This is a genomic window from Candidatus Zixiibacteriota bacterium (assembly GCA_034439475.1).
Classification (GTDB): Bacteria; Zixibacteria; MSB-5A5; order GN15; family FEB-12; genus JAWXAN01.
In genome coordinates this window covers 13049-33369 of record JAWXAN010000054.1, presented here as the reverse complement: position 1 = coordinate 33369, position 20321 = coordinate 13049, and the positions used below count along the sequence as shown (strand labels likewise).

The 20321-nt window shown below is 49.2% G+C and carries 20 protein-coding genes and 1 pseudogene; 17 read left to right on the top strand and 4 right to left on the bottom strand.

Features of this window, described 5'->3' with window-relative positions; all coding sequences use genetic code 11:
* Positions 1–340: 340 nt before the first annotated feature.
* The 3 genes from SGI97_08175 to SGI97_08165 all read right to left on the bottom strand — a co-directional run bounded on the left by SGI97_08175 (position 341) and on the right by SGI97_08165 (position 2632).
* Positions 341–958, bottom strand: a complete 618-nt coding sequence (locus SGI97_08175; protein ID MDZ4723864.1) for a nitroreductase family protein — start codon at positions 956–958, stop codon at positions 341–343.
* On the bottom strand, positions 951–1886 hold the full coding sequence (locus SGI97_08170) for a PfkB family carbohydrate kinase (protein MDZ4723863.1): 936 nt from the start codon (positions 1884–1886) through the stop codon (positions 951–953). The genes SGI97_08175 and SGI97_08170 overlap by 8 nt, the downstream gene beginning before the upstream one ends.
* Before the next feature lie 71 nt (positions 1887–1957).
* Positions 1958–2632: a CDP-alcohol phosphatidyltransferase family protein gene (locus SGI97_08165; protein MDZ4723862.1), complete on the bottom strand. Its 675-nt coding sequence runs from the start codon at positions 2630–2632 to the stop codon at positions 1958–1960.
* Positions 2633–2755: 123 nt separating this feature from the next.
* On the opposite strand from SGI97_08165, the gene obgE reads away from it, so the two are divergent.
* The 15 genes and pseudogenes from obgE (at position 2756) to SGI97_08090 (ending at position 17084) form a co-directional block, all read left to right on the top strand.
* A complete protein-coding gene (gene obgE / locus SGI97_08160) occupies positions 2756–3739 on the top strand; it encodes a GTPase ObgE (protein ID MDZ4723861.1) in 984 nt (327 codons plus the stop codon).
* A complete protein-coding gene (gene dprA / locus SGI97_08155) occupies positions 3720–4826 on the top strand; it encodes a DNA-processing protein DprA (protein MDZ4723860.1) in 1107 nt (368 codons plus the stop codon). Before obgE ends, dprA begins: the two co-directional genes overlap by 20 nt.
* A gap of 5 nt (positions 4827–4831) precedes the next feature.
* On the top strand, positions 4832–5101 hold the full coding sequence (locus tag SGI97_08150) for an HPr family phosphocarrier protein (GenBank protein ID MDZ4723859.1): 270 nt from the start codon (positions 4832–4834) through the stop codon (positions 5099–5101).
* A 91-nt stretch (positions 5102–5192) separates the two neighbouring features.
* Positions 5193–6947: a phosphoenolpyruvate--protein phosphotransferase gene (gene ptsP, locus SGI97_08145; GenBank protein MDZ4723858.1), complete on the top strand. Its 1755-nt coding sequence runs from the start codon at positions 5193–5195 to the stop codon at positions 6945–6947.
* A gap of 19 nt (positions 6948–6966) precedes the next feature.
* Positions 6967–8034 carry a bifunctional phosphoglucose/phosphomannose isomerase gene (locus SGI97_08140; GenBank protein MDZ4723857.1) on the top strand — a complete coding sequence of 356 codons (1068 nt, stop codon included), beginning with the start codon at positions 6967–6969 and terminating at the stop codon, positions 8032–8034.
* A gap of 302 nt (positions 8035–8336) precedes the next feature.
* A pseudogene (locus SGI97_08135) lies at positions 8337–8623 on the top strand (GIY-YIG nuclease family protein).
* A gap of 115 nt (positions 8624–8738) precedes the next feature.
* Complete coding sequence (locus SGI97_08130; protein MDZ4723856.1) at positions 8739–9398, top strand: DedA family protein; 660 nt, start codon at positions 8739–8741, stop codon at positions 9396–9398.
* 118 nt (positions 9399–9516) lie between these two features.
* A complete protein-coding gene (locus SGI97_08125) occupies positions 9517–10416 on the top strand; it encodes a DUF6754 domain-containing protein (protein MDZ4723855.1) in 900 nt (299 codons plus the stop codon).
* Complete coding sequence (locus tag SGI97_08120; protein ID MDZ4723854.1) at positions 10413–11090, top strand: hypothetical protein; 678 nt, start codon at positions 10413–10415, stop codon at positions 11088–11090. Before SGI97_08125 ends, SGI97_08120 begins: the two co-directional genes overlap by 4 nt.
* 3 nt (positions 11091–11093) lie before the next feature.
* Positions 11094–11936: a hypothetical protein gene (locus SGI97_08115; GenBank protein ID MDZ4723853.1), complete on the top strand. Its 843-nt coding sequence runs from the start codon at positions 11094–11096 to the stop codon at positions 11934–11936.
* A gap of 2 nt (positions 11937–11938) precedes the next feature.
* A complete protein-coding gene (locus tag SGI97_08110) occupies positions 11939–12565 on the top strand; it encodes a hypothetical protein (GenBank protein ID MDZ4723852.1) in 627 nt (208 codons plus the stop codon).
* Between the two features lie 463 nt (positions 12566–13028).
* Positions 13029–14036: a sugar phosphate nucleotidyltransferase gene (locus SGI97_08105; protein MDZ4723851.1), complete on the top strand. Its 1008-nt coding sequence runs from the start codon at positions 13029–13031 to the stop codon at positions 14034–14036.
* Between the two features lie 42 nt (positions 14037–14078).
* Positions 14079–15242 carry a methionine adenosyltransferase gene (metK, locus tag SGI97_08100; GenBank protein ID MDZ4723850.1) on the top strand — a complete coding sequence of 388 codons (1164 nt, stop codon included), beginning with the start codon at positions 14079–14081 and terminating at the stop codon, positions 15240–15242.
* Between the two features lie 5 nt (positions 15243–15247).
* Entirely contained in the window at positions 15248–16510 is a 1263-nt protein-coding gene (ahcY, locus tag SGI97_08095) for an adenosylhomocysteinase (GenBank protein MDZ4723849.1), read from the top strand.
* Between the two features lie 88 nt (positions 16511–16598).
* Positions 16599–17084: a DinB family protein gene (locus tag SGI97_08090; GenBank protein ID MDZ4723848.1), complete on the top strand. Its 486-nt coding sequence runs from the start codon at positions 16599–16601 to the stop codon at positions 17082–17084.
* Positions 17085–17115: 31 nt separating this feature from the next.
* Here SGI97_08090 and SGI97_08085 read toward each other — a convergent pair whose 3' ends face one another.
* Entirely contained in the window at positions 17116–17547 is a 432-nt protein-coding gene (locus SGI97_08085; protein MDZ4723847.1) for a PaaI family thioesterase, read from the bottom strand.
* A gap of 61 nt (positions 17548–17608) precedes the next feature.
* On the opposite strand from SGI97_08085, the gene SGI97_08080 reads away from it, so the two are divergent.
* Together SGI97_08080 and SGI97_08075 are read left to right on the top strand one after the other, a co-directional pair.
* On the top strand, positions 17609–18961 hold the full coding sequence (locus SGI97_08080) for an ATP-binding protein (protein ID MDZ4723846.1): 1353 nt from the start codon (positions 17609–17611) through the stop codon (positions 18959–18961).
* Positions 18939–20276, top strand: coding sequence for a sigma-54 dependent transcriptional regulator (locus SGI97_08075; protein MDZ4723845.1), 1338 nt, complete (start codon positions 18939–18941; stop codon positions 20274–20276). The genes SGI97_08080 and SGI97_08075 overlap by 23 nt, the downstream gene beginning before the upstream one ends.
* Positions 20277–20321: the final 45 nt, after the last annotated feature.

Sequence of the window (20321 nt, the reverse complement as noted above, 5' to 3'; positions counted from 1 at the left end):
GATGAACTGAGATGGTTACGGTTCCACCACTCCCTTCGGTCGCACCATTCCCTTTGGTCATTGCCGCGCCTGCCCGCCGTGGAGGGTCACTCCTCGGAAATCACTCCTCGCAACGACCCACTTATTAATGTCATACCGGCGAAGGCCGGTAACCAGTGTTGATATTCGTGCGGGACGTCCCTGTCGCGCACCAAAGAAAAGATGTCAGGATCGCAAGGATCGCTGACCTACAATTAACAAATAACATAAGCTTGGCGGGTTCGCGGACGGACCTGCCCTACTTAAATGAAAATGTATTCTACTCAACCGCTGATGAGGATGACCGAAGATTGATGCGCGTCTACTTCTCCTCGACCTTGAACATAAATTTGTTCAGCGCGATTGTTTCATTCACTGGCTTACGCACACGGGGCGATTCGTCTTTTTTGCGCGTCCGCTCGTCGAGCAGATCAATCGGCCCTTTATACCCGAGCGAGATCATGCACATAACATGGAATTCATCCGGAATCGAAAGCGCGGCCTTAATTTTGGGCGCATCGTAGCCCGCCATCGGATGAGCCATGAGTCCCTCATCCGCCGCGCCGAGCAGGAGTGACATGACCGCCATGCCCGTGTCAAATTGATAATACATGACGGGATCGTCCTCGCGGCTGTAATCATCTTTTTGTCTGGCACACGGAGCAATTAATATCGGCGCTTTGGCCGCCCACTCATTGCCTAACGATAACCCTCCGGCGACTTTCGCATGCTGTTCTGGATCGGAGACAAATATAAACCGCCAAGGTTGGTTATTGTTGCACGATGGCGTCCAGCGGATTCGCTCAAAGAGCCGCTCAAGAACATCTTGCGGCACAGGTTTATCGAGGTAGGAACGACGGCTCTCGCGTTTCATGAAGCTGGTATCCGAGAGCTGCTTAAGAATTTTTTCAGAGTCGTAGGAGATAACTTTTTCAGACATTGACCGCCACCTGTGGTTTAAATGCGGTTTTGCCAAGCAGGACTTGCTGGCGTTTGCGGATCATCGCCTCGTTCATTTCAAAATCCGGGCCGACATTTTCAATCATGATCGATGAGGTACACGACGCATAACATCCAGCTTTGCGCAAATCACCGCCGGTTTTGAGATATTCAAAAGTAAACCCGGCCATATAGGTGTCACCCGCGCCTGTGGCATCGACCAAATCAATTTCGTAGGGCGGAATATCGATAAACTGTTTGCCATCGTAGATAATCGAGCCAAGCTCGGCGAGTGTGACAATGACAATCTTAGGACCCCATGAATGAATAATCCGCGCGGCTTCGTATGGGTCTTTGCGGCAGTCGATACCGGTAAGAACATGCCCTTCAAGTTCATTCGGCTTTACAATATCAAAGTACGCAAGCGCGTCTTCGATTCCTTCAGGCTTATGATGAAATATCCGTCCGTCATCATGCGCTCCGCGCAACAGGCCCTGCGGATCGCAGACGAACGGCCCGGGAAAGTTGTCGCGGATTTCTTCGATGTTGTCAAATGAGACTTCACCGAGTATAGGCCCGATAAGCACAGCCTTCGAATCCCAATAGAGTTCAGGCTTAATTGAGCCGATATGTGATGCGCGTCCAAGCAGATCAAGGGTGCGATTGCCGAAATTATCGTAATAGACAAGTGAGAAGCCGCCCGTTTCCGGCGAGGGAATAATATGCGACTCGATTCCGAAGCGTTTGAGATCGGTCTCGAAACGTGACTTGTAATCATCACCGACCGCGCCGATAAGTTTGGTTTTCTCCCCCATTTTTGAAAGGGCGAGCGCGGCATTGGTGGAACAGCCCGAAAGTATCCGGCCGGGTGTTTCAACTTTATGGGTTTTTATATAATCATAGACGGGATTTCCGATGGCCGTGATCATAAATCAATACAACTTTCGTTGGTCTTAGGTACCGAAACTTACAGGCTGAGGAATATCAGCCGCACCTCTATTCAAACACTCTTGCGATTACCGAGCACTTTTTTGGCGTAGGCCAAACGTTGGATTGCAGTGATAAGCGATGTCACACCGACAATGATTAAAGCAAATTCCAACCATCCGGCTTTTGGCCAGATACCGGTCGGGAAATAAATCTCAAGTACTGCGCCGATAATTATAAGCAGGAACTTCTCCGCGCGTCCTACCATTCCGACTGCGCAGTTTTCTATTTTACCCATAGATTCCGCCGCGGCGCGGGTATACGATGCGATAAGCATTCCAAAGAGCGCAAATATTCCCCATCCGGGATGGGCTGATCCCGAAAGTGTAATACCTGCCAAAATACAAAATTCGCCATAGCGGTCAAGGACATGATCGAAAATGCCGCCGAAAACTGTTCCCAAATCTCCCGCGCGGGCGGTAGAGCCATCGAGCATATCAGTAAATGCTGTGATTATCATCCAGAGGACGCCCCACATTATGTTGCCGGTCCAGAATTGTAATCCGGCGACTACTGCGCAGAGAAGTGAAACAACGGTGAGAACGTTGGGTGTGAACCCAAGTTTGAGACATACCCGGCCAAGAAACAACGATGATGCTTCGTACCACTGTCGTTTGCGTTGATTAATACCGGGTAACGTCTTTGTTTGGCCTTTTTCCATGTCCGGCCAATATATGGCGTGATTCATGTAACGTCAACCAAAGAGGGCTGGGGGAACGGAACCGATATTTCGAAAGCTGAATGTCAGCGACATCATATGAACCAAGCCTCTGATTGACTTTTGCTCCCGATGAAGGGATATTCACCCCCTATGTTTATTGATTATGTCGAAATTGAAATATTTGCCGGAAACGGCGGAGCCGGTTGTGTCGCCTTCCGCACCGAAAAATATGCCCCCAAAGGCGGACCCGATGGAGGTGACGGCGGCCGAGGCGGAAATGTCATCATTATCGCTGATTCCAACCTCACAACACTCTTGGATTATCGCTACAAAAGAATCTATAAGGCCGAAAACGGCCGGGGGGGCGAAGGCGGATTACGCACAGGCCGCTCGGGTGAACATATTATCCTTCGTGTGCCGGTCGGTACGCTCGTCAAAGATAAAGAGACCGGTGAGCAACTTGCAGATATGGATGTGATCGGAAGGGAAGAAGTTCTCGCCAAAGGCGGGCGCGGCGGAAAAGGAAATAATCATTACAAAACCTCGACCAACCAAGCCCCGCGCCAAGCCCAGGATGGTCGTCCCGGCGAAGAAAAAAAGCTATCGCTGGAGCTTAAGCTGCTCGCCGATGTCGGACTGGTCGGACTTCCCAACGCTGGCAAATCGACAATTCTTGCTACTTTTTCTGCGGCGCGTCCCAAAATCGCCGATTATCCCTTCACCACGCTTATTCCCAATCTTGGAATTGTAAAATTCCGAGAATTCAAATCCTGTGTCATGGCTGATATTCCTGGACTTATCGAAGGCGCGTCCGAAGGAAAAGGCCTGGGACATCAGTTCCTCAAACATATCCAGCGCACTTCGTTGCTTGTCTATGTCATAGATGTAAATGAAGAAAATATCAAAGCAACTCGTGCATTACTGATGGCAGAACTTCAGAAATTCGATACTTCTCTATCAGGCAGGCCCTCAGTAACAGTAATCACCAAGATTGACACTATTGACAGCAAGGCCTTAAAAGCGATTTCAAAAAAATTACCCGCCGACTATCTTTACCTTTCTGCCGTTGCCGGAACGGGGAAAGATAAATTTTTGCAAACCCTCGAGGAAAAACTTGACCAGCTCCGAGCTTGAAGCCCGCCTGAGCGCTACCATATCTCTGTTGAATGTCCCCGGTGTTGGAAAGACACTGTGCGGCCGACTGATCAAAAAATTCGGGTCGGTTGATACAATTTTTGGCGCCAGTCTCGATGAACTTGCACAAATTCAAGGCATCTCCCGCGGAATAGCCTCTGAGATACGGGCTTTTGACCAGTTCGATGCGTCGCACAAGATTGCCGCTCAGATTGTAGAGCTAAAGTGGACTATACTTTTTCCGGATCATCCGGAATATCCTCCCCGCCTCACCCAAGTATCTGATCCACCACCCTTTTTATTCCGACTTGGACAACCCACCCCTCCTGAATCAAAAATGGTCGCCATTGTCGGCACAAGGCATCCATCAGAAGCCGGACAGGCCTTTGCATTTACGTTGGCGTCTCAACTGTGCGAAGCCGGAATCACCGTCGTATCGGGTATGGCCGAAGGAATAGATTCAGCGGCGCATAAAGGGGCGCTGGATTGCGGCGGGATGACTGTTGCCGTTTGGGGCACGCCCCTCAATGTTATTTTCCCCTCTTTTAACCGCCCACTGGCCGAAGAACTCAAAGCGAAAGGGACAATCTATTCCGAATATCTCCCTGATTCAGATTACCATGCGGCCAATTTTCCACAAAGAAATAGAATTATCTCCGGGCTTTCGGAAGCCGTGATCGTTGTGGAGGCCGGCATCAAATCGGGGGCCTTGATAACCGCGGAACTTGCCCTCGAACAAGGACGCGAGGTTTTCGCCGTCCCCGGATCGCCGATGTCCGATAAAAGTATTGGCACAAACAGCCTCATCAAAAAAGGAGCGCGGCTATTAACCGATATTGGAGACCTCTTTGAGGAATTGCCCCGCCTCAAAGGGGAGGTGAACAGCCGGAAATTCGAGCGAATTGAGCAGTTAACCGGCAAAGAGCAAGAGCTGGTAAAGCTTTTGGCCGATGGGCCGATCCAGATCGATACTCTTTCGCGAACTTCTAATTTGTCAGTTTCTGAGCTTATGGAGTTTCTTCTGGCATTAGAACTTAAGGGCATTATCCAGGAACTTTCCGGCAAACGTTTCGGACTGTGTGAGTGATTGTTGTGATCAGCCGTTCTACCAAAATAATCAACAGACTCGGGCTTCATGCCCGGCCATCGGCGATGCTGGTCTCTGTCGCCACAAGATTCAAGTCCGAAGTCTTTTTCACAAAAGATGGTCTTCAAGTCAACGGCAAATCGATTATGGGCGTAATGATGCTGGCCGCAGAAAAAGGCTCAGAGATACTTGTGGAGGTCGATGGGCCTGATGCCGAAGCCGCTCTGGAAGAGCTTATCAAAGTTATTGAAAGTGGCTTTGGAGAGAATTCCTGATTTGGCATCGTAGTTATTGTTGTTGCCAGTGGGCTGTTTCTCCTCCTATTTTCATTCAACAAAGTAACCAAAGCAAAGTAGCCGCGAAGAGATGTCAGATAGACGAAAAGTTATAAAGGGCGAGTCGATTTCATCGGGCATTGTTGTGGGCAATGCACGGGTCTTGTCTTCAGGTGAACTTATTATATCCGAACAACTTATAAGTCAGGCAAAGATTCCACAAGAAATCTCTGCCCTCGATGCCGCCGTTTCTGCCACAGTTCTCTACCTTGAAAATCTGCGCGATGACGCCAGCAAGAAAATGGCCGCGCCCCCGACTAAAATCTTTGACGCCCAAGCACTTATAGCAGGAGACGCCCAGTTTCTCAACCAAGTCAAAGAAGAGATAAGAGCCAAGAAAAAGAACGCCGCCCATGCCTATAACTCTATGGTGCAGAAATCAATAACTCCGCTTAAAGAGTCGCAAGACCTCTATATGCGCCAGTTGGCGCAAGATATAGAAGCAGTGGCAAGAAAAGTCCTTCTTCGTCTGACTGGCGCTCACAAAACGGCAGACAACTCCCCCTTTCCTCCAAATACTATACTTGTCAGCAAATCATTTACTCCGGCTGAAATTATGAGCTATCGAAACCGGAAAGCGGTTGGTTTTATTGTTGGCGAAGGTGGCAAGAACTCACACATGGCCCTTATTGCCCGATCGCTCATGCTTCCGACTATCGTTTTAGAAAAAAACTGGAGCCAGCTTTCTGATAACCAGCCGGTTGCTATCGACGCCACACAAGGAGAGGTAGTGCTTTTCCCCACTGAAGAAGAGGTAGAACAGTATCAAAAAACTCGCAAGAAGCTCGGGCCGGCCCTAGTTCTCAGAATCAAGAAGCTTGTGGATTTGCCGCCCAAGACGGCTGACGGCCAAATCATCACAATCGGCGCGAATTTGGAGCTTCCCGGACCAGTCGAGGATATCCTCGCCGAGCAGAATTTCCCCGTGGGACTCTATCGTACAGAGTTTATGTACCTCGAAGAAGGGGGTTTCCCAAGCGAAGAAAAACAACTTGGCTACTATACCCACATTGCCGAAAAATTTATCAACTCGTATGTGGTTTTGCGGACATTCGATCTTGGCTCCGATAAAATTGCAATCGACGGCCACTTTCCGCATGAAGAAAACCCGGCTCTGGGGTGGCGTGGGATTAGGTCCATGCTGGACCTGAGCGATATATTCAAAATCCAAATTCGGGCAATCTTGCGGGCATCGGAACACAAAAATCTGCGAATACTGCTGCCGATGATCTCAGATTTGGGCGAGGTGGAGCAAGTCAAAAAACTAATTTCGCAGGTAATGTATGAGCTAAAAAAAGAAAAGATTCACTTTGATCAAGCCATAAAAATTGGCATGATGGTGGAAGTGCCATCGGCGGCGCTGACTCTTGAGAGTATGTTGCCGCTGGTGGACTTTGTGGCGATTGGAACAAATGATCTGACACAGTACACGATGTCGGCAGATCGCAACAACGCCCGCGTAACCGGATTGTATAATCCCATGCACCCCTCGGTGCTGACGCTGATTAAAATGACGGTTGACGCCTGTCTCCGGCATCGGAAGCCGGTTTGCATTTGCGGCGAGGCCGCTGGCGATCATCCGGCGATTCCCTTGTTTATCGGGATGGGAATCACAGAATTTTCGATGAATCCAGCAAAAATCTTTGATGTTTGCCGGCTCATACGTAAAATAGACACCACAATGGTTCGAGCTTTGGTCGGTCCTGTTCTTTCCAGCGGCACGGCATCGGTTGTCAGCCGCAAGCTCCAAAGCTACAAGAATGCATTGGAAAGACGAGAACCTTAACACGATAGGAAACACTGTTTTGTCAACATTAGATAGCATACAAGACATCCGCTCGCTTGATCCGGGGAATATGTACAATCGTATTTTCGATTTTCCGGAGCAATTGACCGATGCGCAAAAAATCAGCGCCGCCTGGAAAATCGACGCCCAGGGATTTGCTGGAATAAAAAATATCGTTGTCATTGGAATGGGCGGATCGGCTATCGGCGGAGACCTCGTGCGGTCGCTGCTCGCCAATAAACTGCTTGTGCCATTTCAAGTCTGCCGCAACTACGTCCTGCCGGAATATGTCGATGACGAAACCCTTGTGATTGCGTCGTCGTATAGCGGCAACACCGAAGAAACACTTTCGGCTGTAGAGGACGCTCTTGGCCGCAAAGCATTAATGGTCGCCATCACCACTGGCGGATTACTCGAAGATGTTGCCAAACTCAATGACATTCCCTACATCAAAATACCCGGCGGACTTCAGCCACGCGCCGCACTCGGCTATTCTTTTGTCCCGCTTCTTTTGTTTTTTGAAAAGATTGGATTGGTCAAAGGATTGTCGGCTCAACTGACAGCCGCTATCGCGCGAATTCAGAAAACACGCGAGCAGTTTATTGAAGATCTACCCACTGAGAAGAATCCTGCCAAACGTCTCGCCGCGCAGATTATAGGCAAAATTCCTGTGGTGTATGCCGGGCCGACACTTAGCGATGTTGTTGCTGTACGCTGGAAAGGGCAGTTGTGCGAGAATGGAAAAAATTTGGCCTTCGCCAACACCTATCCCGAGTTTAACCACAATGAACTTGTCGGGTGGAGCGAGACAATAGCTTCCCACAAGGAACATCTGATAGTCATTCAGCTCCGCGATTCCGACGACCATCCCAAAGTGAGCCGCCGTATGGACACGGTGCGAGGCATTATCGAAAAGCAGGGGATAAAAGTTGTCGAATTCCAATCAGTTGGTAGTAATTCACTTGAACGCATGCTCTCGTTGATTCAAATGGGAGATTTTGTCTCATACTATCTTGCTATTTTGAATGGCGTCGACCCGACTCCGGTTGAAGCGATTGAGACGCTGAAGAAAGAGCTGGGTAAGTAGGTTATATGGCTTATGCGGCATGACTTTGTTGGTAGCCCAGCCCTCTCGCGAGTGTCAAATCCTCATCGGAGCCTATCTCGTGAGCAACTTTGACCTTATACGTCGTTGCGAGGAATGACTTCCTATGAATGACGAAGCAATCTCATGTTTTCTTTTTTCTAATAGGACGAACATATGCAATTGTCATCCCAGCATCCCTTTAATCATGCAAGTTTCCCTTTTGTCATTCCAGTCCGCCACGGCGGAGAATCCATCTTAATCTTCGCTTGACTCTGACACATCAATGAGTATTTATATAATAAATGTCCGCCTACTATGTGTGCATCCTCGCCAGTCAAAGAGACGGCACATTATACGTCGGCATGACCAACAATCTTATCAAACGAGTTTATGAACACAAGCATGATCTAATTAATAGCTTTACCAAACGATATGGAGTTCATGTCGTGGTCTTTTATGAGCAGACCGAAGATGTCACCTCTGCCATACAAAGAGAAAAGCAGATAAAGGCTGGAAACGGGCATGGAAAATTGAAACTATTGAAAGAGACAATCCAGAGTGGCGTGACTTATATGATGGTCTTGTCTGAATGAAAAAGAGAAGATGGATTCTCCGCCGTGGCGGACTGGAATGACAATAAGAGAAGTGTATTGAGACCTTGCATAATACCCATTATAATCTTCCTCTAATCCCGAGACAAAGCTGTGGAATTCTTAATATCAATAATTGACCTCTTTCTCCACCTCGACGACCATCTCCATAAAATTATACTCGAGTATGGGACTTGGACCTACGCCATTCTCTTCCTGATAATTTTCGCCGAAACCGGTCTTGTTGTAGCCCCGTTTCTTCCCGGCGATTCACTTCTTTTTGTCGCAGGGACATTCGCCGCCTCGGGCTCACTTGAAATCGGATGGCTGCTCAGTCTGCTTATTATCGCGGCAATTTTGGGAGATGCGCTCAACTACGCTATCGGCAAAAAGATCGGGACATCGGTCTTTGACAAGCCAAGTCGTTTTTTCAAACGGAGATATCTCGATAAAACCCATCAATTCTATGAAAAGTACGGCGGCAAGACAATTGTCATTGCCCGTTTTGTGCCGATTATCAGGACATTTGCGCCGTTTCTGGCCGGAGTTGGCAATATGGGTTATTTTCGTTTCTTCAGTTACAATGTTATCGGGGCCATTCTCTGGGTGTTACTTTGCACCTTGACCGGATACTTCTTTGGCAACCTGCCGATAGTGAAGGATAATTTCGGGCTGGTCATAATCGCGATTATCGTTATTTCTGTTCTTCCGGCTTTAATTGAAGTCATCAAACTCCGCTCCCAAAAGCTATCCAATCAGCCAAACAAGAATTAATACCTGATCTCTCTACTTTTTCTACTTCATATCAAACCAAATCCAGATTGAGCGCGTCTATAGAGAGAAGAGACGAGTATCATCATTGACAACAGTGATTCGACAGGTATATTAGGCTGTGCCACACATAAAACGTATATCTCAATCAGTTTTTTTTGTTCTCACTTTTGCTTTCATACTTTTTTCGGCTTGCCCTACCGGCGCCCAGGAAGAAACTCCGGCCGTTGCTGAAGTGTCGCAGAAGCTCTTTCGCGCAGACAGAACCAATGTTTTGATTTTCAGCCTCATCTTTGCCGGAGTTATTTTGACCTACACCAAACTGGCGAAAAAAGGCAAGCCGCTCTTCATCCGTAAGATAGCGGGACTCGACGCCCTCGAAGAAGCTGTCGGTCGCGCGACCGAAATGGGCAAACCGGTTCTCTTTATTCCTGGGCTTCAGGAACTGGACGAGATGGAAACGATCGCCGGTATATCGATACTTGGTCGCGTGGCAAAAATAACTGCCCAGTATGACACCCCGCTCATGGTCCCGGTGCGCTATCCATTGGTTCTTGCCGCCGGACAGGAAGCGGTCGAACAGGCCTACATTCAAGCTGGCAAGAGAGACTCATACAATAAAGATTGTGTGCGGTATGTGGCCGGAGAGCAGATGGCTTTCGCGGCAAGCGTCAATGGCCTCATGATGCGCGAGCGTCCAGCGGCTAATATTTTCATGGGAGCTTTTTTCGCCGAATCGCTGTTGCTTGCCGAGACCGGCAATGCCGCAGGATCGATTCAGATAGCCGGGACGGCGCGTCCCGAACAAATTCCATTTTTTATAGCCGCCTGTGATTACACGCTCATGGGCGAAGAGCTCTATGCGGCTTCGGCTTACCTTTCACATGAACCGCTGTTGCTTGGTGGTCTCAAAGGGCAGGACCTGATCAAAGTTATCATAATCGTGGCGCTCGTTGTCGGGATGGTTCTTATCCTGACCGGCAATGGCACCAGATATGTGGAGTTATTCATTCCAAAATGAGAACTCTCCTCCCGCTTGCAATCGCCTTTATTTCCGGCCTGATTATGGTCATCGCCTTCTTCATAAATCCAGAACAGAAGACTGTCGGCACTATTTCACAGGATCTCCTGATCTGGAGTTCTATTATCGGCGGGTTTACATTCCTCCTTGGCGCAATTTCAATCACTCGTGTAAATTGGAAACAGGTTTCCATGCGTAAACCGGGCTGGGGCTATAATCTCCTTACCGTTCTTGCGGTTTTTGTTATGGCCGTCCCGGCGCTTTGGCCGGCCGCTTGGCTGCCATCTGGTTGGGAACGCCTTGCAGGAAGGAATGCCGGTTCGATTTACGACTGGCTCTTTCTCTACACAGCGACTCCGATGAGCCAGACGATGTTTGCGATTCTGGCCTTTTACATTGCATCGGCGGCCTACCGGGCGTTTCGCGCGCGGAGTACCGAAGCCACACTTTTGCTGCTCACCGCCTCTATGGTTATGCTCTGGCGGGTGCCGATGGGCGAAGCTTTTCTTTTGTTTATTTCACCTGACCTGCCTGGCGTTATCAACACCTATATCATGGGCGGTATTAGCCTTTCTGTCCAGCGCGGAATTATAATCGGCGCGGCGCTCGGAGCGGCGACTATGTCTCTTCGCATTCTGCTTGGCATTGAACGCACCTATATGGGCAGGTCATAGCTGATGAATATCTGGCAGAGACTGGCTGGACTGCATAGGCAGTGGATTTTCATTCTTGTCTGGATAGCCGTAATTTTCCCGCTCATTGTTCCTGCAACGTTTGAAATAAGCACGACGCCCGAAGTCAAAGCGCTCTATGATGCAGTCGAAGCTCTGCCTGATTCCTCGGTTGTCATGCTTACTTTCGATCTCTATCCCAATGCCCTGGCCGAGACAGAACCCATGACCCGCGCCGCACTGCATCATCTCTTTAGGAACAATCATAAAGTTGTTACTGTAACCACTATTCCTCTGGGCGGACCATCGGTCGCCGAGCGAGTGACACGAGAATTAGCGGCGGAATACGGCAAAGTCTATGGGACTGATTTTGTCAATTTGGGATACAAGCCGAACTATGTTTCGGTGCTCAAGGGGATGGGAAGCTCGATTGAATCGATTTATCCGGCTGATAATTCCGGCACACCTCTTGGGCGGTTGCCGCTTATGACAACAGTGAAAAATTATGCGGACATCGCCTTTATTTTTGTGGTGACCGATAACGGTATCATTGATTTCTGGATATCCATCGTCAACGCCCAATTTGGCAAACCGGTCGGCGCGGGAGTGACGTCGGTCATGGCCCCCAAACAATATGCCTATATTGGCTCGGGCCAGCTTACCGGCATGCTTGGAGGCATGAAAGGGGCGGCGGAATACGAGCAGTTAGTTGGAAAACCTGCTTTGGCAGTGACTGGAATGGGAATACAGTCACTTGTTCATTTTCTTCTGATAGGCCTTATCGTTGTTGGTAATCTCGGCTTCTTTATGAACCGCCGCTCTCAGGCTAAAAAAGGCGGAGGGGCGTAACAATGGAAATTTTCCAGATATGGGTCATGGCCTTTTTCACGCTGGCCATATTTTCATTTCTCTATGCGGACAATCCGGTTTTCAAATTTGCCGAGCATATTTTCGCCGGAATAACCGCCGGCTACTATGTCGCGCTCTATCTCGATACCGTAGTTAAACAGCAACTTTGGCAACCGTTAACACAGGATTTCAATTCGAATTGGTTGCTTATTTTCCCCGGCATTCTCGGTCTGCTCATGTTCGCCCGGCTCTATCCCAGATTTTCATGGCTTGCGCGGATTGGTCTGGCCTTTGTTATGGGGACTACCGCGGGAGTTTTTCTGATGTCTGAACTGCATGGCAACGTGCTTGGGCAAATGGCTGGCACTATGCAAATCCAGCAGACAGGTGGAGAGCCAAACTATGTGTTGACCATTCTTATCATTATCGGACTGATTTCCACGCTCATATATTTTTACTTTTCAAAAGAGCATGTCGGCGCGCTTGGTGCGACGGCCAAACTGGGTATCTGGTTTATCATGATTTCATTCGGAGCCCATTTCGGCTATACCGTGATGGCCCGTATTTCCCTGCTTATTGGCCGGGTTTACTTCCTCTGGACAGACTGGATAGGGTCATTTATAACGTAAGCGGATTTAGGTATCCGAGTTCCCCTCTTCCGTCGGGTCTTGCTTATGTCAGAGCGAAGCGAAGACATGAGTGCTGAGGCTTCCGAAGTCCGCCCACGGCGGGTGACCTGACGGTCACTTGGTGCGGGGCATCCGCTGCGGCGGACCCCACGAATACCGATGCTTGTTTCCACTTTCCCGCTACAACGGACAGGCGTGAGCGGACGGTGTGATCTTATCTTCTTTGTAGCCCACCCAACGGGTGGGTTCTTATTTGCTCGGTGCATACCGAAGAAAAACCCACCGCAAGCGGTGGGGTACCCGAGTTAGGTTAGAGACCACGTCAGGGGACTGTATCCCCATAGGGGAAGCCAGCCACTTTCTCATTTTCCTATCATCATATTCTTTGCACTGCCCTCCGATTTGGGCTTGTCTGTCACGCCCGCCATACCTACCTTGAGTCCGATTTGAGGGATACAATTTTATGAAAGTAATCATTCCGGTCGCTGGAATCGGCACCCGATTGCGGCCACATACCCATTCGACCCCCAAACCGCTTCTGCATGTGGCGGGCAGGCCGATTCTCGCCCATATTTTGGAGCCAATTGTCAAACTTTCTCCAGACGAAGTCATTTTTGTGGTCGGTTTTATGGGTGAGCAGATTGTAGAGTGGGTAAAGAAGCACTATACGTTTCGTGCGACCTTTATTCAGCAGGATAAACTGCTGGGGCTCGGTTATGCCCTTCATTTGGCTATGGCAAATATCGACAACGAGCCGCTGCTTGTGGTGCTTGGCGATACCATCGCCGACTGTGATCTGGGGCAATTCATTAAGATCGGGGAGAATGTGCTGGGGTTGCGCCAAGTTGACGATCCTAAACGATTCGGACTTGCCGAAATTCAAAATGGAATCGTCGCTAGACTCGAAGAAAAACCCGAGCATCCAAAATCGAACCTTGCCGTCATTGGTCTCTATTATTTCAAGAGCGCCGCGCCAGTCAAAAAGTCACTCTCGAACCTTGTTGAGTCGGGAAAAACAACCCGCGGTGAGATCCAGTTGACCGATGCCTTGCAGGATATGATAGATGGCGGGACGAAATTCACTCCCTTCGAAGTCAAACGATGGTATGATTGCGGCAAAAAAGAGACGATGCTTGAGACCAACAGATACCTCCTTCAGTCACAGGCCGCAACCGCTCCGTCTCCAAATGCGTATTCCGGCTCGCTTATCAAGCCTCCGGTCTACATTGCGGCCAATGCCTCGATAATCGATTCTATCCTTGGACCGTTCACTTCGGTCTCAGCCGGAACAACCATTAAAAACAGTACTGTCGCCAATTCAATTGTTGGAGAAGATGTAACTATCGAATCGATGCATATTATAGATTCATTGGTCGGACATCGATCAAAATTGATTGGATTGATGGACCGAGTCTCGGTCTTCAATATCGGCGAGGATACATCGATTGCCTGCGACAAGAGTCGCCCCTAACACATGCATATCAGTATTTTTTATAGTAAGAGGAGCATATAAATGTCTCGCGGAAATTTTTTGTTTACATCCGAATCGGTGACAGAAGGCCATCCCGACAAACTCGCCGATCAGATCTCGGACGGCGTCCTCGACGCTGTTTTGGCAAAAGATCGCAAAGCCCGAGTGGCTTGCGAAACATTTGTCACAACCGGCCTTGTTATTGTGGGGGGTGAGATCACAACCCATGCCTATGTCGATATTAATGGTATTGTGCGCGGGATAATCAAAGATGTCGGTTACACCAAAAGTTCTTACGGTTTCACCCATAACACCTGCGCCATTCTCAATACCATAGGCACCCAGTCGCCCGATATTGCCCAAGGTGTAAACACTGGCGGCGCCGGAGATCAGGGCCTCATGACCGGTTATGCCTGCCGTGAGACAAAAGAATTGATGCCGCTTCCCATTATGATGGCGCACAAATTAGCAGCTCGGCTTGCCGAAGTCCGCAAAAAAGGAATCCTGAAATATCTCGGACCGGACGGGAAATCACAGGTCACGGTTGAATACGAAGATAGCAAACCGAAACGAATCGACACGATTGTTGTCTCGACCCAGCACTCCGAGGATATTTTGGATAAGACCGGCAAAAAAATAACAAATCGGTCGCGCGAGGAGATTATCAAAACGGTCATCCTGCCCGTTGTCCCCCAAAAGCTCATCGACAAAAAGACAAAGTTCTATGTCAACCCGACCGGAAAATTTGTCATCGGTGGTCCGCAGTCGGATACAGGAATGACCGGAAGAAAAATCATTGTGGATACCTATGGCGGAATGGCATCGCATGGCGGCGGCGCATTTTCAGGCAAAGATGCCACAAAGGTTGACCGCTCGGCCTGCTACATGGCGCGCTATATCGCAAAGAATGTTGTTGCATCCGGCCTCTCCGACAAATGCACAATCCAGCTTGCATACGCTATCGGGATCGCCGAGCCGGTCTCGCTTATGGTCTTTGCCGACGGCACCGAGAAGATCCCTGAAAGACAATTGGCAAAAATCATCCGAAGACATTTTGATCTCACTCCGAGGGGAATTATTCAATCGCTTGATCTGCTTCGGCCTATTTATCGCAAGACTGCGGCGTATGGACACTTCGGACGCACCGAGCGCGAATTCACCTGGGAGAAAACTGACAAAGCAAAACTCTTATTAAAGGACGCGTAGAAATCATGGCGACAACCTCAGATATTAAAGATGCCGCGCTTGCTAGCGAAGGAAAAAAGAGAATAGAGTGGGCCGAAAAGAGCATGCCCGTGCTTCGCCTCATCCGTGAGCGATTCACAAAGGAAAAGCCGCTCAAAGGCATTACGATTGCCGCATGCCTTCATGTCACCACCGAGACTGCCAATCTGATGATTACCCTCAAAGCAGGCGGAGCAAATGCGGTGCTGTGCGCATCAAATCCCCTCTCAACTCAGGATGCGGCAGCATCGGCATTGGTACATGAATACGGCATTCCTGTGTTTGCCATCAATGGCGAAGACAACAAAACGTACTACAAACATATAAACCAGGCTATTGACACCAAGCCGAATATCACAATGGATGACGGCGCAGACCTTGTAAGTGTCCTGCACACCGAGCGCAAAGAGTCTGTCGCCAATGTTCTTGCCGGAACCGAGGAAACAACCACAGGCGTAATCAGATTAAAGGCGATGGCTCAGGATGACGCTCTTTTATTTCCTGTGATTGCCGTCAATGACTCTAAAACAAAACATTTTTTTGATAACCGATACGGAACCGGTCAATCGACCCTTGACGGCGTAATCCGCGCGACAAATATGCTTATCGCCGGATCGACAGTCGTCATCGCCGGCTATGGCTGGTGCGGGCGCGGAGTGGCGGTTCGGGCGAAGGGTCTTGGCGCGACCGTTATCGTGACCGAAGTCGATCCGGTAAAGGCCATTGAAGCGGTTATGGACGGTTATTTGGTCATGCCAATGTCCAAAGCCGCTCCGCTGGGAGACCTTTTTATTACTGTCACCGGGGATGTCAATGTTATTCGTATAGAGCATTTTGTTAAGATGAAAGACGGCGCGATTATCTGCAACTCGGGACATTTCAATGCCGAGATAGACCTTCCCGCCCTGGCAAAATCTTCTTCAAAACGGCGCATGGTCAGACAGCACATCGAGGAGTTTACTATAAAAGGGAAGAAGATTTATCTTCTGGCCGAAGGGCGCCTTATCAATCTGGCCGCCGCAGAGGGGCATCCGGCGATGGTGATGGATATGTCATTTGCCAATCAGGCTCTCTCGGCGGAGTATGTCGTGAAAAACCACAGCAAATTATCCCGCCAGGTGTACGTTGTGCCGGAGAAGATCGACGCCGCAATTGCGGCCTTGAAATTGAAATCGATGGGTATATCGATAGACAAATTGACACCCGAACAAAAAAAGTACCTCGCCTCATGGGAGATGGGAACGGTTTAAGTGCGGAGGCATGTTTGCCAAACCGGATGGCAATTTGGCCGCTCTGTTCGAACCTGCCCAATACTTTTTTTTACACGGAGCATAGGTAATGTCTATTTCAAAAGATTTTCTTCTGCCACACCTGACAAACAATCATCGAGCAACACGCAGGCTGCTTGAGGATGTCACCGATAAAGAATCTCTGGTCACCGTGCCGAACACAAACAGCCACATCCGCTGGATAACCGGACATATCATCACGACCTGCTATTCTGCAACTAAGGCGCTCAAAAAAGAGCCGACCATTGATCCATCGCTTCTCGCCCTCTTCAAACGTGGAGAGCCAGTTGCCGCAGATTCGTCGCTCTATCCGTCAATGGATGTGCTGCGTGTGTCGATCCAGACAATCCATGAGGAACTTCAACAAGCCGCAAACGACGCCACCGATGAGATTTTGCAATCTCCTTTCGGCGATCCGGCTTCAAAAACATCGGTACTCAACTGGGTTTTGACTTTGGCTAGTCATGATTTTTACCATACCGGACAGATAATGCTGATTCGGAGACATCTTGGCAAAGAGGCCCTGTTCGGGTAAGGGGAAACCGGGTTGTTTCATCACACATCGGCTATACCACCCCGATCACTATTGATGCAGCTATCAGCGGTTTTTTGCTCGAATCTGACTCATCGTAGACCTCAGCCTGACAAAAATAAAATTTGGAGCCGGCCTTTACTACCCATCCTTCTGCCATAACACGTTTCGCTTGGGCCATTCTCACAAGTGATGTGTTAATGCTAATAGAGACCAGATTTTCACCTTTGCCAATCAGCGACCAAGCTGCGCAGCCTGCGACGGCATCGGCGAGTGTAATCAAAGCCCCGGCATGAAAGGCACCATGCTGCTGCGTAAGCGATTGATGCATTTCCATACAAGCGACAACCCGTCCCGGCTCTATGCTCGATAACCTAATCCCCAAATGGTTGTGCATTGGTGTTGCCTCAAATAGTTTTTCAACCGAGGCGCGATAATTTGGATTTTGCGGTGTAAAAGCCGGCATGGACTTCTCCTCAGACGTTTCTTTCATTGACTAAACATATCAGCGGAGTGATTATTAGTCAATGCGTTTACCGAGCCAGCGTCTGATACTTATCGCCGTATTCACGGTTCTTCTCATTGTGCTTGTCAATTTGGTGTGGTGGCTCTTTTATCAGAAGACCGAACGGATGCTCGACGAGCAACTTGCCCGACGGCTGTCGTCACTTGCGCAGGCATCGACCATCACTTTGTCTAATTCTTTAATCCTCTCATTGAGAGACGGAGATCTTGACAGCTATGCGGCAACCGTCGGCCTGCTCGAAGAACTCCGGCTGACTGATTCACTGTCAGAAGTCTTTATCCTTGATGAGACATATCGCTATCTTGCGACTACCTCTCTGGAAGCCGATTCGACTTATTTCCTGACGCTTATCAATGGTATTTATCTTGATTCGCTGTTCTTTGGATTGACTGAGAATGTTATTGTCAGTCCCACCTATCAGACCGGCTCACTTTATCTCAAGTCTGTATTCGCTCCCATTCGTGACTCGCTGGGTGTCACCTATGCCGTGCTGGGAGTTGAAGCCAGTGTCGATTATTTTGAGGACCTATACACACTCAAAACGGGTTTGAGCTTTTCGACAGCTATGTCACTTCTCGCGGGACTTGGTCTTGGATTGATCTTCCTGCTTTTACAACGCCAATTGAATCGAACCGAACGAAGACTATTCCTGAGCGAAACTCATGCCTACCTTGGACGGATGGTCGCAGTGGTGGCCCACGAAATAAAAACCCCCCTCATGATTATTCGCGGCTCGGCAGAACGAATAAAAAAAAAGACAGATATGAACGAAGCCGGAGATATAATAGAAGAGGCCGACCGGCTCAATGGAGTCGTTTCGGGCTATCTCTCTTTTGCCAAGGCTGATGGCGCTCTGCTCTCCGGTGACCATGCCGAACGCTTTGACTGCATCCCGTTTATTTCAGACGTCAAAAAACAGATTGTGGCAAAATACGCTCCTGAAGTTATAATTTGGTTGGAGTATGAATTGCCCGATACTTTTCCGGTGACCAGCTACCGGGGCTCGCTTCGCCAGGTTCTTGTCAATTTGTTATTCAACGGCGCCGATGCCTGTAAGAATGCCACTAAGCCTATTACGTTAGGATTGTTTTTTGAGCAACAAGCGCGAACATTCAGCATACACGTTATCGATACGGGAACCGGCATCTCGAAACAAGAGCAGAGGAAACTGTTTGAACCCTTTTATACGACAAAACAAACCGGATCCGGGCTGGGTCTGTATCTCTCAAAAAAACTAATTGTCGAAATGGGCGGAAATCTACACATTGAATCAAAGAAAAACGAAGGGACAGCTATGGTAGTAACGCTGCCGGTCGATATGAAAGACGCTCATGGCCAGAATATTAATCGTTGACGACGAACCAAAAATGACCTCGCTCATCTGCGGGGAACTCGAAGATGCCGGTCATACCGTCACGACAACCACTCGTCCCGCCGAAGCTCTTTTTCTGCTCGACAAGCACTCATTTGATATCGTCATAACCGATCTGTCCATGCCCGATATCGATGGCATGAAAATTCTCGAAAAGGGCCTCGAGAAAGACGGCACCGAGGTTATTCTCATGACCGCCTTCGGCTCTATCGAATCTGCGGTCAAGGCCATGAAACTCGGGGCGGCCGATTACCTCATCAAACCCTTTTCACTCGAAGAGCTTGCCCTCCAAGTAAAAAAGCTCGCCGACAAACAAAAACTCAGCTCTCTCAAAGAACATTTTGAACAGGCCGCGATGGAGAAGATCGGAGTGGAATTCATTGGTACTTCATCATCTGCAACCCGCATCAAAACTATGATTGCCAAAGTCGCCCCCGCCTCGGCGACAGTTCTCCTTACTGGAAGATCCGGGACAGGCAAAGAACTCGCCGCCCGAATGATTCATGATATCTCACCGCGAAAAGCCCAGCCCTTTATCGCCGTCAATTGTGCCGCCCTCACCGAGACACTTCTTGAATCCGAGCTCTTTGGTCATGAGAAAGGAGCGTTCACCGGCGCGGTTGCTCGAAAACGGGGACGGTTTGAACTTGCTGAACGAGGCACAATTTTCCTCGATGAAATCGGGGAAATGCCGCTTTCGATGCAAACCAAGCTCCTTCGAGTGCTGGAAGAGCGCAATCTCGTTCGGGTCGGCGGAGTCGACACGATTCCGATCGATGTCCGTGTTATCGCGGCTACGAACAGGAATCTCAAGACCGAAATCCAGACAGGAAAGTTTCGTGAAGACCTCTATTTCCGTCTCAATGTCTTTCCCATCGAAATGCCGGCGCTCTCAGAACGCGGGAACGATGTCATTGAAATTGCGATCTCTATCCTTCGCAAGCTTCGTTATGCATTCAGTACTCTGGATAAGCCAGTCGCCGATCTGCTCATCTCCTATGATTGGCCGGGAAACATTAGAGAGTTAAGAAACGCCCTTGAGCGGGCAGTCATTCTCGCTGACGGTGAACGACTGACAGTCGACCACTTTTCGTTGGATATCGAATCCGATTCTGACAGCCGCCCATTAGTCACCAATTCACGAACTGAAAGCGAAGGTCTTGAACAGGCGGAACGGGAGATGATTCTCAAGGCTCTTGAAAAGAGTGAGGGAAATAAAACCGAGGCGGCAAAATTATTGAAAATTACCCGGCGACGGCTATACAGCCGGATGAAAGCCCATGAAATAAAGGGGTAGACGATTGAAAACTATACCAATAGCCGTTTTGGGAGCATAGGTGAC

Excerpts from the sequence above, each read along its gene's own strand:
- obgE (MDZ4723861.1), top strand. The coding sequence starts at position 2,756 with ATGTTTATTGATTATGTCGAAATTGAAATATTTGCCGGAAACGGCGGA.
- SGI97_08075 (MDZ4723845.1), top strand. The coding sequence starts at position 18,939 with ATGGCCAGAATATTAATCGTTGACGACGAACCAAAAATGACCTCGCTC.
- SGI97_08175 (MDZ4723864.1), bottom strand. The coding sequence starts at position 958 with ATGTCTGAAAAAGTTATCTCCTACGACTCTGAAAAAATTCTTAAGCAG.
- SGI97_08090 (MDZ4723848.1), top strand. The coding sequence starts at position 16,599 with ATGTCTATTTCAAAAGATTTTCTTCTGCCACACCTGACAAACAATCAT.
- SGI97_08165 (MDZ4723862.1), bottom strand. The coding sequence starts at position 2,632 with ATGAATCACGCCATATATTGGCCGGACATGGAAAAAGGCCAAACAAAG.
- SGI97_08120 (MDZ4723854.1), top strand. The coding sequence starts at position 10,413 with ATGAGAACTCTCCTCCCGCTTGCAATCGCCTTTATTTCCGGCCTGATT.
- metK (MDZ4723850.1), top strand. The coding sequence starts at position 14,079 with ATGTCTCGCGGAAATTTTTTGTTTACATCCGAATCGGTGACAGAAGGC.
- SGI97_08115 (MDZ4723853.1), top strand. The coding sequence starts at position 11,094 with ATGAATATCTGGCAGAGACTGGCTGGACTGCATAGGCAGTGGATTTTC.
- ahcY (MDZ4723849.1), top strand. The coding sequence starts at position 15,248 with ATGGCGACAACCTCAGATATTAAAGATGCCGCGCTTGCTAGCGAAGGA.
- SGI97_08170 (MDZ4723863.1), bottom strand. The coding sequence starts at position 1,886 with ATGATCACGGCCATCGGAAATCCCGTCTATGATTATATAAAAACCCAT.
- SGI97_08105 (MDZ4723851.1), top strand. The coding sequence starts at position 13,029 with ATGAAAGTAATCATTCCGGTCGCTGGAATCGGCACCCGATTGCGGCCA.
- SGI97_08110 (MDZ4723852.1), top strand. The coding sequence starts at position 11,939 with ATGGAAATTTTCCAGATATGGGTCATGGCCTTTTTCACGCTGGCCATA.
- SGI97_08080 (MDZ4723846.1), top strand. The coding sequence starts at position 17,609 with ATGCGTTTACCGAGCCAGCGTCTGATACTTATCGCCGTATTCACGGTT.
- ptsP (MDZ4723858.1), top strand. The coding sequence starts at position 5,193 with ATGTCAGATAGACGAAAAGTTATAAAGGGCGAGTCGATTTCATCGGGC.
- SGI97_08085 (MDZ4723847.1), bottom strand. The coding sequence starts at position 17,547 with ATGCCGGCTTTTACACCGCAAAATCCAAATTATCGCGCCTCGGTTGAA.